Source organism: Pseudomonas sp. S2_C11, from assembly GCF_054668395.1.
This window is the reverse complement of record NZ_CP162765.1, coordinates 2,639,688-2,653,260: the sequence shown is the minus strand read 5'-3', so window position 1 is coordinate 2,653,260 and position 13,573 is coordinate 2,639,688. Positions and strand designations below refer to the sequence as shown.

General features: G+C 59.4%; 13 protein-coding genes. 10 read left to right on the top strand and 3 right to left on the bottom strand.

The features are described 5' to 3' along the window. The first annotated feature begins 19 nt into the window (after positions 1–19). Positions 20–1,579: a TerC family protein gene (locus AB4N48_RS11965; RefSeq protein WP_252869348.1), complete on the top strand. Its 1,560-nt coding sequence runs from the start codon at positions 20–22 to the stop codon at positions 1,577–1,579. 137 nt (positions 1,580–1,716) lie between these two features. Here the strand turns inward: AB4N48_RS11965 and AB4N48_RS11960 are convergent, their stop codons facing one another. Next, complete coding sequence (locus AB4N48_RS11960; RefSeq protein WP_406228970.1) at positions 1,717–2,148, bottom strand: thioredoxin family protein; 432 nt, start codon at positions 2,146–2,148, stop codon at positions 1,717–1,719. Between the two features lie 458 nt (positions 2,149–2,606). Here AB4N48_RS11960 and AB4N48_RS11955 point away from each other — a divergent pair, with 458 nt between their 5' ends. The 8 genes from AB4N48_RS11955 to kdgK all read left to right on the top strand — a co-directional run bounded on the left by AB4N48_RS11955 (position 2,607) and on the right by kdgK (position 9,269). Further along, the gene (locus AB4N48_RS11955; RefSeq protein ID WP_460095492.1) at positions 2,607–3,455 is read left to right on the top strand and encodes a transporter substrate-binding domain-containing protein; all 849 of its coding nucleotides are present in this window, start codon (positions 2,607–2,609) and stop codon (positions 3,453–3,455) included. A 51-nt stretch (positions 3,456–3,506) separates the two neighbouring features. Beyond that, positions 3,507–4,169: an amino acid ABC transporter permease gene (locus AB4N48_RS11950; protein ID WP_024012746.1), complete on the top strand. Its 663-nt coding sequence runs from the start codon at positions 3,507–3,509 to the stop codon at positions 4,167–4,169. A gap of 9 nt (positions 4,170–4,178) precedes the next feature. After that, positions 4,179–4,841: an amino acid ABC transporter permease gene (locus tag AB4N48_RS11945; protein WP_041478712.1), complete on the top strand. Its 663-nt coding sequence runs from the start codon at positions 4,179–4,181 to the stop codon at positions 4,839–4,841. Continuing rightward, on the top strand, positions 4,838–5,629 hold the full coding sequence (locus AB4N48_RS11940; protein WP_095179750.1) for an amino acid ABC transporter ATP-binding protein: 792 nt from the start codon (positions 4,838–4,840) through the stop codon (positions 5,627–5,629). Before AB4N48_RS11945 ends, AB4N48_RS11940 begins: the two co-directional genes overlap by 4 nt. A 31-nt stretch (positions 5,630–5,660) precedes the next feature. After that, on the top strand, positions 5,661–6,050 hold the full coding sequence (locus AB4N48_RS11935; protein WP_016774497.1) for a RidA family protein: 390 nt from the start codon (positions 5,661–5,663) through the stop codon (positions 6,048–6,050). A 147-nt stretch (positions 6,051–6,197) separates the two neighbouring features. Next, positions 6,198–6,962, top strand: a complete 765-nt coding sequence (locus AB4N48_RS11930; protein WP_041478714.1) for an IclR family transcriptional regulator — start codon at positions 6,198–6,200, stop codon at positions 6,960–6,962. A 38-nt stretch (positions 6,963–7,000) separates the two neighbouring features. Beyond that, positions 7,001–8,215 carry an amino acid deaminase gene (locus AB4N48_RS11925; RefSeq protein WP_095179754.1) on the top strand — a complete coding sequence of 405 codons (1,215 nt, stop codon included), beginning with the start codon at positions 7,001–7,003 and terminating at the stop codon, positions 8,213–8,215. A 133-nt stretch (positions 8,216–8,348) separates the two neighbouring features. Beyond that, entirely contained in the window at positions 8,349–9,269 is a 921-nt protein-coding gene (gene kdgK, locus AB4N48_RS11920) for a 2-dehydro-3-deoxygluconokinase (RefSeq protein ID WP_315435849.1), read from the top strand. Positions 9,270–9,385: 116 nt separating this feature from the next. Here the strand turns inward: kdgK and AB4N48_RS11915 are convergent, their stop codons facing one another. Next, the gene (locus AB4N48_RS11915) at positions 9,386–9,661 is read right to left on the bottom strand and encodes a peptidylprolyl isomerase (RefSeq protein WP_007912322.1); all 276 of its coding nucleotides are present in this window, start codon (positions 9,659–9,661) and stop codon (positions 9,386–9,388) included. Between the two features lie 52 nt (positions 9,662–9,713). Beyond that, entirely contained in the window at positions 9,714–12,251 is a 2,538-nt protein-coding gene (locus AB4N48_RS11910; RefSeq protein ID WP_150635518.1) for a PAS domain-containing hybrid sensor histidine kinase/response regulator, read from the bottom strand. Between the two features lie 109 nt (positions 12,252–12,360). Here AB4N48_RS11910 and AB4N48_RS11905 point away from each other — a divergent pair, with 109 nt between their 5' ends. After that, positions 12,361–13,470 carry a PilT/PilU family type 4a pilus ATPase gene (locus AB4N48_RS11905; RefSeq protein WP_095179759.1) on the top strand — a complete coding sequence of 370 codons (1,110 nt, stop codon included), beginning with the start codon at positions 12,361–12,363 and terminating at the stop codon, positions 13,468–13,470. Positions 13,471–13,573: the final 103 nt, after the last annotated feature.

Below are 13,573 nucleotides of genomic sequence, written 5' to 3'. Positions count from 1 at the left end.
AGAGAGATCGAGACGTTTTATGGAATGGTTAGCGGATCCCACGGCCTGGTTAGGCCTGTTGACTCTGATCGTGCTGGAACTGGTGCTGGGTATCGACAACCTGGTGTTCATCGCAATTCTTGCCGACAAACTGCCGCCGCATCAGCGTGATCGTGCGCGGATCATCGGCTTGTCGCTGGCGTTGATCATGCGCCTGGGCCTGTTGGCGAGCATTTCCTGGCTGGTTACGCTCACGCAACCGTTGTTCGAGGTGTTCGACAAGAGCTTCTCCGGCCGCGACCTGATCATGCTGTTCGGTGGCGTGTTCCTGTTGTTCAAGGCGACGATGGAGTTGCATGAACGCCTCGAAGGCCATGTCGGCGAGCGCTCGGCCAACACGACCTACGCGCTGTTCTGGCCGATCGTGGCGCAGATCGTGGTGCTCGACGCCGTGTTCTCGCTCGACGCGGTGATTACCGCCGTGGGCATGGTCGATGAACTGGCGGTGATGATGATCGCCGTGATCATTTCCATCGGCCTGATGATCGTCGCCAGCAAGCCGCTGACCCGCTTTGTCAACGCGCACCCGACCGTGATCATGCTGTGCCTGGGCTTCCTGATGATGATCGGTTTTGCCCTGACCGCCGAAGGTCTGGGCTTCCATATCCCGAAAGGTTACCTGTACGCGGCCATCGGTTTCTCGATCCTGATTGAGGTGTTCAATCAGATCGCCCGGGCGCGGCGCAAACGTTCGATGCAGGGCGTGCGGCCAATGCGTGAGCGCACGGCCCATGCGGTGATGCGTCTGCTCGGCGGGCGCAAGCTGGCGGCGGAGGAGGTTGGCGAGGAAATCTCCGACTTGCTGGACAACGGTGAAGCGCCGGTGGCCGAGCTGTTCGACCGTCGTGAGCGGGTGATGATCAGCGGCGTGCTGCAATTGGCGGAGCGGCCGATTCGCAACCTGATGACGGTGCGCGCCGACGTTGACCTGATTGATCTTGCGGATGACGCCGAAACCATTCGCACGAATTTGATGCATTCGTCCTACTCGCGCTTGCCGTTGATTCGCGATGGCGCGGTGGACGAGCCGCTCGGCTTCGTACACAAGAAGGAATTGCTCAAGGAGTATCTGACCGGCAACGAGCCGAACCTTGAGCATCTGGCGCGCAAGACGATCAATCTGCTCGACAGTTATTCCATCCTCAATGCCCTGGAGCAGATGCGCGCGGCCTCGACCCACATCGCTTTCGTGGTCAACGAGTTTGGCGATTTCGTCGGCGTATTGACCATGACCGACATCCTCGAATCGATCGCTGGCGAACTACCCGATGCCAGCGAAATCGAAGGCCCGGACGTGGTCGAAGAGCGCGGCGGGTTTCTGGTCAGCGGCGCGCTGCCCTTGGCTCGCGTTCGCCAGCGTACCGGCTTCGATGCCGAGCCGACCGAGGATTATCAGACGATGGCCGGGTTGGTGATGAGTCTGCTGGATCGCTTGCCGATGACCGGCGATCAACTGGAATACGAGGGCTGGCAATTGACTGTCAAAGCGGTGGAAGAGCGGAGGGTGACGCGGGTGTTGCTGGAGCGCGCTGCCGCGTAATACTTGCGTTTTCTAAAAGCTGTGCCGGCCTTTTTTGCGAGCGGGCTCGCTGCCACATTGCAATGCGGTTCAATGTGGCAGCTAGCCTGCTCGCGAAGGCAATTTGGCAGGCACTCCATACCTCTGAGGAGGCTCGTTCAGTACATCCTCCGTAGGCGCCCATGTGGGACGGTACGCAAAGTACGAAGTGTCTGACGCAGCCAAGGCAGATCATGCTTCCGTTTACGCGCGGCAAAGGGGGCTTTGGTCTTGCCGATGTGCACGGCGAAATCCCGTGCGAGGGTTTCTTCAGTGCCGATACCTTTGAGCTTTTTCAGCAGCCTGCCGTTTTTATAGAACAGCACGGTTGGCGTGCCCGTGACATTCGGGTGCTTGGGCGATTGGCTGGTGTTGAGCATATAGATGGCGGCGCGCAGTCGGTAAGGCTCGGCAATCTGCCGAAAGATCGGCCCGGACCATTCGCAGGCGGGGCAATGTTCATTGGCGAAATAAAGAATGACCGGACGCCAGGTTTTCAGGACTTTGCGGTAAACCGGGGCCAGCGCGGAAGTTGTGTTGGTGACGTTCATCGAAGGGTCCTTTTCAACGAGCGGATAGGTTGCTTGACGTTAAAGGAGTAGGCATGTCGGGGTCTACTGTCAGAAATTACAGGTGGACTGCGTAACCACGAGAAGTGCTGTCGTCACGGTGATAGCCGTCGCGAAACGGCAGGGTGGTGATGTCTACAGGCAGGCGCTAAAGCGCTGATACCGGGTTTTGCTCAACTGTCACCCTGATTCGCACCACAATGGCGCGATCTGACCCAAGTTGGGAACGCATTACCCCTTTCCTGGCTTTGTCAGGTGTTTCCTTCGCTCCTGGTCGGGCCAAACCCTTTGGTCCACGAAACATATCTTGTTGATTCCAAAAGCGTTCAACGCACTTACAGATTTCGGGAGATTCCTGTGGCACACTTTCTGCTGTCTATTCCGTAGTAACAAACCGTGTTCCGGTATAGCGGAATAAACACAATTGTGGAGTGCTTGCCATGCGTCGCCATCCTTCGTTGTTCAAAGCGTGTGTTTTTGTCCTTGCGGCTTCTTCCTCGGTTATGGGTCTGGCCCAGGCGGCCGACAGCAAGCTCGACAGTGTTCTCGCCCGTGGCAAGTTGATCGTGGGCACCGGCAGCACCAACGCGCCGTGGCACTTTCAGGGCGCGGACGGCAAGTTGCAGGGTTTCGATATCGACATCGCCAGGATGGTGACCAAGGGACTGTTCAACGACCCGAGTAAAGTCGAGTTCGTGGTGCAGTCGTCCGATGCGCGGATCCCCAATCTGCTGACCGACAAGGTCGACATGAGCTGCCAGTTCATCACCGTCACCGCGAGCCGCGCCCAGCAAGTGGCATTCACTCTGCCGTACTACCGCGAAGGCGTCGGCCTGCTGTTGCCGAATAACAGCAAGTACAAGGAAATCGAAGACCTGCAGGCGGCGGGCGATGACGTTACCGTTGCGGTGCTGCAAAACGTCTACGCCGAAGAGTTGGTGCATCAGGCATTGCCCAAGGCCAAGGTCGATCAGTACGACAGCGTCGACCTGATGTATCAGGCAGTGAACTCTGGCCGTGCCGATGCCGCCGCAACCGATCAGTCGTCGGTCAAATACCTGATGGTGCAGAACCCGGGCCGCTACCGCAGCCCAAGCTATGCCTGGAGCCCGCAGACTTACGCTTGCGCAGTCAAACGTGGCGATCAGGACTGGCTGAACTTCGTAAACACCGCGCTGCATGAGGCCATGACCGGGGTTGAGTTCCCGACCTACGCCGCCTCCTTCAAGCAATGGTTCGGTGTCGATCTGCCGTCGCCCGCGATCGGTTTTCCAGTCGAATTCAAATGATCCCGTGAGAGTGGGGCGATTTCAGTCGCCCCGCTCAAGGTACTGCTGACCATGAATTATCAGTTGAACTTTGCCGCCGTGTGGCGCGATTTCGACACCTTGCTGGCAGGGCTCGGGCTGGGCTTGCAGCTGGCGCTGGTGTCGATCGCCATCGGCTGCGTGATCGGCCTGCTGATGGCGTTTGCCTTGCTCTCCAAACATCGCGCCTTGCGGGTGCTGGCCTCGGTGTACGTCACGGTAGTGCGCAACACGCCAATCCTGGTGTTGATTCTATTGATCTACTTCGCACTGCCCAGCCTTGGCATTCGTCTGGACAAGATTCCTTCGTTCATCATCACGCTGTCGCTGTATGCCGGCGCGTACCTGACCGAAGTCTTCCGTGGCGGCTTGTTGAGCATTCCCAAAGGCCAGCGCGAAGCCGGGCTGGCAATCGGTCTCGGTGAATGGCAGGTCAAGGCTTACGTCACCGTGCCGGTGATGCTGCGCAATGTGCTGCCGGCGCTGTCGAACAACTTCATTTCGCTGTTCAAGGACACCTCGCTGGCGGCTGCGATTGCGGTGCCGGAGCTGACCTATTACGCGCGCAAGATCAACGTCGAGAGCTACCGGGTGATCGAAACCTGGCTGGTGACCACGGCGTTGTATGTCGCGGCCTGTTACCTCATTGCCATGCTGCTGCGTTACCTCGAGCAGCGTCTGGCGATCCGCCGATAGGAGGCTGCGATGTACCAATCCCCCAGTTGGTTGCATGAATTGTGGCTCGCCCGCGAGCCGTTGTGGCAGGGCTTTCTGACCAGTGTGCAGGTCTCGGCGCTGGCCATTGTGTTGGGCACCATGCTCGGCGTGGTTGCCGGCCTGGTCCTGACTTACGGCAGATTCTGGATGCGCGCGCCGTTTCGGCTTTACGTCGATCTGATTCGCGGCACGCCAGTGTTTGTGCTGGTGCTGGCCTGCTTTTATATGGCGCCGGCGCTCGGTTGGCAGATCAGCGCGTTTCAGGCCGGAGCCTTGGGCCTGACGCTGTTCTGCGGCTCGCACGTTGCCGAAATCGTTCGTGGCGCGCTGCAAGCCTTGCCGCGCGGGCAGATGGAGGCGGGGAAAGCCATCGGCCTGACGTTCTACCAATCCCTCGGCTATGTACTGTTGCCTCAGGCGCTGCGGCAGATTTTGCCGACCTGGGTCAACTCGTCCACCGAAATCGTCAAGGCTTCGACCTTGCTCTCGGTGATCGGCGTCGCCGAATTGCTGCTCAGCACGCAACAGATCATCGCCCGGAACTTCATGACCCTGGAGTTCTACCTGTTCGCCGGTTTTCTGTTCTTCGTCATCAACTACGGCATCGAATTACTCGGCCGGCACATTGAAAAGCGGGTGGCCCTGCCATGACTCAAACTCAAGTTGCTTCACAGAATCAGGCGCTGCTGGATATTCGCGGTCTGCACAAACAGTACGGCGCGGTGGAAGTGCTCAAGGGTGTCGACCTGAGCATGCAGCGTGGCAACGTCGTTACGCTGATCGGCTCCAGTGGCTCGGGCAAGACCACGCTGCTGCGTTGCGTGAACATGCTTGAAGAGTTTCAGGGCGGGCAGATTCTGCTCGACGGCGAATCCATCGGCTATGACGAGGTCAACGGCAAACGCGTTCGCCATGCGGAAAAGGTCATTGCCCGTCATCGTGCGATGACCGGCATGGCCTTCCAGCAATTCAACCTCTTCCCGCACCTGACCGCGTTGCAGAACGTCACCTTGGGCCTGCTCAAGGTGAAGAAGATGCACAAGGACGAAGCCGTGGTGCTTGCCGAAAAATGGTTGGAGCGTGTCGGCCTGCTGGAGCGGCGCAATCACTTTCCCGGTCAGTTGTCCGGCGGTCAGCAACAGCGCGTAGCGATTGCCCGGGCGATTGCGATGAACCCGAGCCTGATGCTCTTTGACGAAGTCACCTCGGCCCTCGACCCAGAACTGGTTGGCGAGGTGCTCAACGTGATCAAGGGGCTGGCCGAGGACGGCATGACCATGTTGCTGGTGACCCACGAAATGCGTTTCGCTTTCGAGGTCTCGGACAAGATCGTTTTCATGAATCAAGGGCGAATCGAAGAGCAGGGGCCTCCCAAGGAACTGTTCGAACGCCCGCAATCGCCGCGTCTGGCGGAATTTCTCAAAAGCACGCGGTTTTGAATCTGCACTTTTGCAATCAGGAGAAACACCCATGAGCATTACGCGTTACGGCACCGGCAGCACCGCCGCCGGCGGCCAGCCTCGTCCATTCGCCCGCGCTGTTGAAGCGGATGGTTGGCTGCATGTGTCCGGCCAGGTACCGGCGGTGGATGGCGAGATCATCGTCGGCGGCATCGTCGAACAGACCCACCAGACCATGAAGAACCTGATCGCCATTCTCGAAGAGGCTGGCTATGGCCTCGAGGACGTGGTCCGCGCTGGCGTCTGGCTGGACGATCCACGGGATTTCAGCAGTTTCAACAAGGTCTTCGCCGAGTATTTCAAACCCGAACACGCCCCGGCGCGGGCCTGTGTGCAGGCGAGCATGATGGTTGATTGCAAGGTTGAGATCGACTGCATTGCCTACAAGAAGAAGGCCTGAAACAAGTGCAGCCCTCTTCGCGAGCAGGCTCGCTCCCACATTTGGAATGCGTTTTCCTGTGGGAGCGAGCCTGCTCGCGAAAGCGATGTAACAGGCGACACTGGACTCTCGGTAAACTCCCGGCGACTTTGAATGGAAACCACTGACATGACCGAAGACACCATCAAGCGCCGGGCACGTGGTCTGGACCGGGCGTTCGATATCCTCGATTTTCTCAAGGAAATCGGCCAGCCCCTGCGCCCCAATGACATCGCCAACGGCATCGGCGGCCCGAAATCCACGGTCTACGAGCTGGTCGCATCCTTGCTGGAGCGGCGGATTCTGGAACCGGTGGGCAAGGACGGCCACGTCTATCTCGGCCGCCAGTTGTACTTCCTCGGCCAAGCGCATCTGCGCCATTTCGACCTCAGCCGCGAGGCCGATCACGCCTTGCAGGAGATCGTCAGCCAGACCCGCGAAACTGCGCAGATGTGCCTGCTCAACGGGCGCAAATACACGGTGGCGTTGATGAAGGAGGGCGAGCGGCATTTCCGCATCTCATCGGATATCGGCGAAAACGCGCCGATCCCGTGGACCGCCTCCGGGCGCTTGCTGCTCGCGCACTTGAGCGATCAGCAGATCATCGACCTGATCGACGAGGACGACTACATCCTGCCCGACGGCGAACGCCTGCCGCTGGAACGCTTTCTGGCGGAGATTCGTCAGGCCGGTATCGATGGCTTCTTCTCCTTCGACAGCGTCGCCGACACGTTCACCCATTGCTTCGCCGCGCCGGTGAAAGACCCGCAAGGCGTGGCCATTTGCACGTTGTGCATCGTCGCCCCACGGGCCGATGCGAAAAACAATTACAACGACTATCGCCGGGTGCTGATCGAGAGCGCCAACAGCCTCGCCCGGCGGATCAACGAATAACCGCGGCTGCCTGCGGCCGCGACTGTGAGGACTGGACCATGACCACTGCCATCAACTCTGCCGTAGAAAAAGGCGACGCCACCCTCGGCGCGCAACTGACCCGCGATGTCAGCCTGCCGGCGCTGGTGCTGCACCGCGAGGCGCTCGAGCACAACATTCGCTGGATGCAGAAATTTGTCAGCGACAGCGGCGCCGAACTCGCGCCCCACGGCAAAACCAGCATGACTCCGGCACTGTTCAAGCGTCAGCTCGACGCCGGCGCCTGGGGCATCACCCTCGCCAGCGCCACCCAGACCCGCGCCGCTTATGCCCACGGCGTGCGCCGGGTGCTGATGGCCAATCAACTGGTCGGCACGCCTAACATGGCGTTGATTGCCGATCTGCTTGCCGATCCGACGTTCGATTTCTATTGCATGGTCGATCACCCGGACAACGTCGCCGACCTCGGGGCTTACTTCGCTTCCCGTGGGGTCAAGCTCAACGTGATGATCGAATATGGCGTGGTCGGCGGGCGCTGCGGGTGCCGCAGCGAGCAGGAAGTCATCGAGCTGGCCAAGGCCATCGATGCGCAACCGGCGCTGGCACTGACCGGCATTGAAGGTTACGAAGGCGTGATTCATGGCGATCATGCGGTCAGTGGCATTCGCCAGTTCGCCGCGTCGCTGGTACGCCTGGCGGTGCAGCTGCAGGACAGCGGCGCTTTCGCCATTGCCAAACCGATCATCACCGCATCGGGTTCAGCCTGGTATGACCTGATCGCCGAATCCTTCGAAACCCAGAACGCCGCTGGCCGCTTCCTCAGTGTGTTGCGCCCGGGCAGTTACGTGGCCCACGACCATGGTATCTACAAAGAGGCGCAGTGCTGCGTGCTCGACCGTCGCAGCGATCTGCACGAAGGCCTGCGCCCGGCGCTGGAAGTCTGGGCTCATGTTCAGTCGCTGCCGGAACCGGGTTTCGCGGTGATCGCCTTGGGCAAGCGCGACGTCGCATTCGACGCCGGTTTGCCGGTGCCGTTGTTGCGCTACAAGGCCGGTGTGGTGCCGGCGACAGGTGATGATATCGGTGCGTGCAAGGTCACGGCGGTGATGGATCAGCATGCGTTCATGACCGTGGCGCCGGGTGTAGAACTGCGGGTCGGCGACATCATTTCCTTTGGTACTTCGCATCCGTGCCTGACGTTTGACAAATGGCGTGTTGGGTTGCTGGTGGATGAGCAGTTGGCGGTCATCGAGACCATGGCGACTTGTTTCTAAGGCTTGAGATTGCGTTGCGGCGGCTATTTCGCGAGCAGGCTCGCTCCCACAGAGGACGCATTTGAATGTGGGAGCGAGCCTGCTCGCGAAGACGCCCGCTTAGCCACCACTGAACCACCCGAGATCCCACCCGATGAAAATCCTCCGCAACACCCCGCGCATCGCCCTGATCGGCGAATGCATGATCGAACTGCAACAACGTGCCGACGGCAGTCTGCAGCAAAGCTTCGGTGGCGATACCCTCAATACGGCCGTGTACCTGTCCCGCGCCCTGGGCGACAAGGCGCAAGTCGATTACGTTACCGCGCTGGGCGATGACAGTTTCAGTGATGCAATGTGCCAGATCTGGCGCAGCGAAGGCATCGGCCTCGATCTGGTGCAGCGCTTGCCTGGTCGGCTTCCCGGTTTGTATTGCATACAGACCGACGCCAACGGCGAGCGGCGTTTCCTGTACTGGCGCAATGAAGCGGCGGTGCGCGATTGCTTTACCACTCCTGCGGCCGAGCCGATTCTCGCGGCCTTGCCGGACTACGACGTGCTGTATTTCAGCGGAATCACCCTCGCCGTACTTGGCATGCAAGGCCGTGCCCGCCTGATCAAGACGTTGAGCGAAGCCCGGCAGCGCGATGCGCGCATCGTGTTTGACAATAACTACCGCCCACGCTTGTGGGCTTCTGTGGAAGAGGCCCGCGCGGCATATCGCAGCGTCTTGCCCTATGTCGATCTGGCGTTGCTCACCGTGGATGACGAACAGGCGTTGTTCGGGTTTGCCGATTGCGCTGAGGTGTTTGCGACGTATGCGCAGATTGGCACGCCAGAAGTGGTGCTCAAGCGTGGCGCGGAGGCGTGCCTGATTCGTTGTCAGGGGGAGACGTTTGAGGTGCCGGCGCAAAAGGTCGACAAGGTTGTCGACACCACGGCGGCGGGGGATTCGTTCAGTGCGGCATATCTGGCCCGGCGCTTGCTCGGCGGCAGCCCGGCAGAGGCGGCCCAAGCGGGACATGAATTGGCCAGTCAGGTGATACAGGTGCCAGGAGCGCTGATCCCCAGGTAGTCAGAGAATGGCCGCTTGCTGCGCAATCGGTTCGCGAGCAGGCTCGCTCCCACAATGAAAATCCGGTCGAAATGTGGGAGCGAGCCTGCTCGCGAAGAAGCTCGACAGCCAGCCGATCAATCCCGATAAAACACCTGCACCAGGTGATAACCAAACTTGCTTTTGATCGGTCCATGCACGGTGCGCAGTGGTTTCTTGAAAATCACCGCATCAATCGCGCCGACCATCTGTCCTGGACGTACTTCGCCCAGATCACCGCCGCGTTTGCCGGACGGGCAGGTGGAAAACTTCTTCGCCAGCACATCGAATGCTTCGCCCTTGGCGATGCGCTGTTTGAGTTGTTCGGCCTCTTCGGCGGTTTTCACCAGAATGTGGCGGGCTTGGGCTTTCATCGTGCAATACCTGATAACGGGGTGACAGCGGGGCGCGCGATTATGCCTCAAGTCACGGGGTCGGGTTGCTCAACTTGCGAATCTTGCTCGCCAACACTTCCAGGACAAAAGGCTTGGCGACCATGTCCATGCCCTCTTCAAGAAAGCCCTGGCGCTCGGCAGCAATCTGCGCGTAACCGGTCATGAACAGCACTTTAAGGCCGGGACGATGCTGGCGCGCAATTTCCGCCAACTGGCGACCGTTCATGCCGGGCAGCCCGACATCGGTGACCAGCAGATCGACACGTTGCGCGGACTCGAACAAGGGCAGGGCGATTTTGGCGTTTGCCGCTTCGAAGGTTTTATAGCCCAGCTCCCTCAGCAGATCGAGCACCAGCATGCGCACCGCCGCGTCATCCTCGACCACGATTGCGGTTTCGCCAGAAGATGAAGCAGCAATCGGTTCGGCTTTCTTCACAGATGAGGTTTCCGGCGTCGGCTCAAGCAAGCGCGGCAAGTACAGGCGCACGCAAGTACCTTGCCCCGGCACGCTGTCGAGGCTGACGTGACCACCGGATTGCTGGGCGAAACCGTAGATCATCGACAGCCCGAGCCCGGTGCCCTGGCCGATCGGCTTGGTGGTGAAGAACGGATCGAACGCTTTGGAGCGAATTGACGGAGTCATGCCGGTGCCGTTATCGCTGACCGCGAGCATCACATATTCCCCGGCCTTGACCGGTTCGAGAATGGTGATGTCGCTGCTGTCGAGGTAGACGTTGGCAGTCTGGATCAGCAACGTGCCGCCTTCGGGCATCGCGTCGCGGGCGTTGATCACCAGATTGAGCAAGGCATTTTCCAGCTGGCTGACGTCGGTGCTCACCGGCCAAACGTCTTCGGGCAGGCGCAGTTGCAGGTCGATCGGATCGCCTTTGGTGCGGCGGATCAGATCTTCCAGCGAGTGCACCAGCTCATTGACGTTCAGTTGCTTGCGGTCCAGCGACTGGCGCCGCGAGAACGCCAGCAAGCGATGCGTGAGCGCCGCCGCGCGATTGGCCGATGACACGGCCGCTTCGGTAAAACGGCCGATCTCGTCGGCACGACCATTGGCGATGTAGCGCTGCATCAAGTCCAGACTGCCGATAATGCCGGTGAGCATGTTGTTGAAGTCGTGGGCGATGCCACCCGTGAGCTGGCCGACGGCTTCCATCTTCTGCGCGTGGCGCAAGGCATCTTCGGCGCGCTCGCGTTCGAACATCTCGTTCTGCAAACGCTCGTTGGCCTGAGCCAGTTGCTCGGTGCGCGCGCTGACCCGCTCTTCGAGGGTCTCGTTGAGATTACGCAGGGCTTCTTCGGTTTTCTTGCGCTCGGTCTCGTCGATGACAAAGATGTAGAAGCCGTTCACTGCACCGTCCGCACCATGTCGCGGCAGATAATTCATAAGGGCATGACGGATGCTGCCATCGCGGTGCGGTGTGTAGAAACTGAAGGAACAGGCGCGCCCGGCCAGCGCTTCGGCGATGTACGGTGCACGCAGGAAATACGCCTCTTCGCCGATGACTTCGCGAATCTTGCGCCCGTACAACTCTTGCGGTGTGAGGCCGTACCAGTCGAGATACGCTGCGTTGTTCAAGCGAAAACGTTCTTCGGCGTCGACATAGCTGATCAGGATCGGCATGGCGTTGATGATCAACTGCAATTCGGTCTGGCTCTGACGCAGCGCTTGTTCGGTGTGTTTGCGTTCGGTCAGGTCCAGCGCCGCGCCGAGAAAGCGCATCGGCCGACCATGATGATCCTTATAGCAACGCCCCCGCGCGAACACCCAGCGCAGCGTGCCATCGGCCTGCAACAAGCGATATTCCTCAGCGTACTCGGTGCCGTGGGTGATGCAGTGCTTGATGCCGCGCGCAACCATTGCGCGGTCTTCGGGGTGCACCCCGTGCATATATTCGCTGATCGGCAATTGCCCGGCCTTGCTCGGATCAACGCCATGCAGTTCGGCAAAATGCGCATCGGCAATGAATCGGTCTTCGCCAATGTCCCAGTCCCACGTACCGACCGCGTCGGCGGCGGCGAGGGCCAGTTGCAGACGCTCTTCGGACTGGCGCTGAGCCTTGAGGCTTTCCTCGGAACGGCGCTGCAATTCCAGGGCAATACGGCGGCGTTCGTTGGTCTCAATGGCAGTGATCAGAATGCCGGCGACCTGTGCGGTTTCATCGCGAATCGGACTGTAGGTCAGATCCAGCCAGAAATCGGTTTTTTTGCCGTCCCGCTGCACGCTGAAACGTTGCTCGCTGAAGCTGCGCACCTGACCTTGCAGCACCGCCTGGTAAATCGGCTCGGCAAAATCCCGTACTTCCGGCCAGATCTCATGCGTTGGCTGGCCGAAGGCTTCGGGATGCTTGCTGCCGGCGAGCAGGGCAAAGCCATTGTTGTAGATCTGCGTGAGTTGCGGCCCCCACAACAGCAGCATCGGCATCGGCGAATGAATCACGATGTCCACCGCTGTGCGCAGGCTCTGCGGCCAGGTGCCGGCGGCGCCCAGCGGACTGCGGCTCCAGTCGGTGCGGGCGATCAGGGCCTGGGCGTCATCGGTGGTGGGTACAGCATTCATGTTTCAATCCTGAGCGTGGTTCGGTGAGACGGGGTCTATCATTGTTGCAGGAGCCGCGCCAAGCGTAGGCCAAATCTGCTCATTCAATGCTTCGCGGGTGCTTTCAGCCATGGAAATCGATGCACTGTTGTCAACATTGTCGCAAAAAAACGGTTCGGATCTCTTCCTTTCCACCGGCGCACCACCGAGCGCTCGCATTGATGGTGTGCTGACGGCGCTCAGCGATCAGCCATTCAAACCTGGCGAAACCGCGGCCATCGCCACCTCCCTGATGGACGCCGAGCAGCGCCGGGAGTTCGACCGGGATCTGGAAATGAACCTGGCAATCTCCCGAACGGGCGTCGGCCGGTTCCGGGTGAACATTTTCAAGCAGCGCAACGACGTTTCGATCGTTATCCGCAACGTCAAGCTCGACATCCCGCGGTTCGAAGACTTGAAACTGCCGCCGGTGTTGCTGGAAACGGTGATGCTCAAACGTGGCCTGATTCTTTTTGTCGGCGCTACCAGTTCGGGCAAGTCGACCTCCCTGGCGGCGCTGATCGATCATCGCAACCGCCACAGTGCCGGACACATTGTTACCATCGAAGACCCGATCGAATATATCCATCGGCACAAGCGCTCGATCATCAATCAGCGTGAGGTTGGCGTCGATACGCGCAGCTTTCATGCCGCGCTGAAGAACACTTTACGCCAGGCACCGGACGTCGTCCTGATTGGTGAGATCCGTGACCGCGAAACCATGGAGCACGCGCTCTCGTTTGCCGATACAGGGCATCTGGTGTTGTCGACATTACATGCGACCAACGCCAATCAGGCGCTGGATCGCATCATCAATATGTTTCCCGAGGAGAAGCGCGAGCAGCTGTTGCAGACATTGGGCAACAACCTGAAAGCCTTTATCTCGCAGCGCTTGGTACGCACTGTCGACGGCCAGCGCAGGGCGGCCGTGGAAGTGTTATTAGGTACGCCGACTGTCGCTGATGCGCTCCGTCGCAATGAGTTGGCTGAGTTGAAAAGTATCATGGAGAAATCCGAAGACTCAGGCATGCAGACATTCGATGCTGCACTGTTACAGTTAGTCCTTGCGCGTGTTATTACAGTAGAAGAAGCTTTGAAAAACGCGGATTCGACAAACAACTTACGGTTAGGCATCAAGCTTAAACTTGATTCTCCAATCAACGAAAAAGCATCGACAGGGGATTGGGGGTTGGTGGAGTAAGTTGTCGTGTCTGTAGGCGGCTGAGCGGTCAGGTGATAGATGTTTGAAATCTAGACTAATACTCGGTTAGTTGTGGTTTCGCCTGTTTTTATTAGATTTGCGA

Bases quoted from the DNA above. Each gene is read 5' to 3' on its own strand.
- AB4N48_RS11945 (WP_041478712.1), top strand. From the start codon at position 4,179: ATGTACCAATCCCCCAGTTGGTTGCATGAATTGTGGCTCGCCCGCGAG.
- AB4N48_RS11940 (WP_095179750.1), top strand. From the start codon at position 4,838: ATGACTCAAACTCAAGTTGCTTCACAGAATCAGGCGCTGCTGGATATT.
- AB4N48_RS11950 (WP_024012746.1), top strand. From the start codon at position 3,507: ATGAATTATCAGTTGAACTTTGCCGCCGTGTGGCGCGATTTCGACACC.
- AB4N48_RS11915 (WP_007912322.1), bottom strand. From the start codon at position 9,661: ATGAAAGCCCAAGCCCGCCACATTCTGGTGAAAACCGCCGAAGAGGCC.
- AB4N48_RS11935 (WP_016774497.1), top strand. From the start codon at position 5,661: ATGAGCATTACGCGTTACGGCACCGGCAGCACCGCCGCCGGCGGCCAG.
- AB4N48_RS11910 (WP_150635518.1), bottom strand. From the start codon at position 12,251: ATGAATGCTGTACCCACCACCGATGACGCCCAGGCCCTGATCGCCCGC.
- AB4N48_RS11925 (WP_095179754.1), top strand. From the start codon at position 7,001: ATGACCACTGCCATCAACTCTGCCGTAGAAAAAGGCGACGCCACCCTC.
- AB4N48_RS11930 (WP_041478714.1), top strand. From the start codon at position 6,198: ATGACCGAAGACACCATCAAGCGCCGGGCACGTGGTCTGGACCGGGCG.
- AB4N48_RS11905 (WP_095179759.1), top strand. From the start codon at position 12,361: ATGGAAATCGATGCACTGTTGTCAACATTGTCGCAAAAAAACGGTTCG.
- AB4N48_RS11955 (WP_460095492.1), top strand. From the start codon at position 2,607: ATGCGTCGCCATCCTTCGTTGTTCAAAGCGTGTGTTTTTGTCCTTGCG.
- AB4N48_RS11960 (WP_406228970.1), bottom strand. From the start codon at position 2,148: ATGAACGTCACCAACACAACTTCCGCGCTGGCCCCGGTTTACCGCAAA.
- AB4N48_RS11965 (WP_252869348.1), top strand. From the start codon at position 20: ATGGAATGGTTAGCGGATCCCACGGCCTGGTTAGGCCTGTTGACTCTG.
- kdgK (WP_315435849.1), top strand. From the start codon at position 8,349: ATGAAAATCCTCCGCAACACCCCGCGCATCGCCCTGATCGGCGAATGC.